This window comes from Geobacillus sp. DSP4a (genome assembly GCF_013096875.1).
GTDB lineage: Bacteria > Bacillota > Bacilli > Bacillales > Anoxybacillaceae > Geobacillus > Geobacillus thermophilus.
On record NZ_SDLD01000141.1, the window covers coordinates 1 to 956 of the forward strand.

1 rRNA gene and 1 pseudogene are annotated in these 956 nt (G+C 45.3%); one reads left to right on the top strand and one right to left on the bottom strand.

The window, feature by feature from the left end:
* Positions 1-129: 129 nt before the first annotated feature.
* Positions 130-318: pseudogene (locus ETC02_RS17920) on the bottom strand (RNA-guided endonuclease TnpB family protein); the annotation flags it as partial.
* A gap of 337 nt (positions 319-655) precedes the next feature.
* On the opposite strand from ETC02_RS17920, the gene ETC02_RS16695 reads away from it, so the two are divergent.
* A 16S ribosomal RNA gene (locus tag ETC02_RS16695) occupies positions 656-956 on the top strand; the annotation flags it as partial.

Sequence of the window (956 nt, forward strand, 5' to 3'; positions counted from 1 at the left end):
TTATGTCTTCTGTTGGCAGGCGAAACGATCGATCGAGTTCTTTCCGCTACCTAGGGCATTTTCTATGACCGAAATGCCCTATTTGTGCTGGGCTTTTTTATACACTAGCACTGGGGTGAATAGTTACGAGTTTTCGTTAGTTTTGGCAAGATGATAGTTTTTCTCATAATTAAGAAATTCCTTGTGTTCAAAATAGTATTGTCTGACATTGTACAATCCGACGTTGTACATGTTCTTGGCAATATGGCACAGTTCTCGAAGAGTCAAGTATTTTTCTTTGGTCAAACCATTTAGCTGTTGTTTGATACAAAAATACATTTTTTCACCTCCCATCTAACTATATTATACTATATTTTACTGAATCTATCCTATTTTCAGCAAAATATAGTTAAGGCGATTCATCTCCCACTTACTCCGCTTTGCTTCGTTGAAGTGGGAGTCTTCTCGCCTAATTAAGATAAAGCCGCTTCGATGCGGCAAAAAAACAAAAAAGAGTGTTGACAGAAAAACGAAAAGGTGATATATTATAAGAGTCGCTTTTGAGGAAGTAATTCTTCTGGCGATGAAGAGATTGATCGTTCCTTGAAAACTGAACGAAACGAAGCGCGACGAAAAGCGGAGGTCCGCATGGGCCGAAGCAAAAGCCAATCAACTTTCTTTGGAGAGTTTGATCCTGGCTCAGGACGAACGCTGGCGGCGTGCCTAATACATGCAAGTCGAGCGGACCGAACGAGGGCTTGCTCTTGTTTGGTCAGCGGCGGACGGGTGAGTAACACGTGGGCAACCTGCCCGCAAGACCGGGATAACTCCGGGAAACCGGAGCTAATACCGGATAACACCGAAGACCGCATGGTCTTCGGTTGAAAGGCGGCCTTTGGGCTGTCACTTGCGGATGGGCCCGCGGCGCATTAGCTAGTTGGTGAGGTAACGGCTCACCAAGGCGACGATGCGTAGCC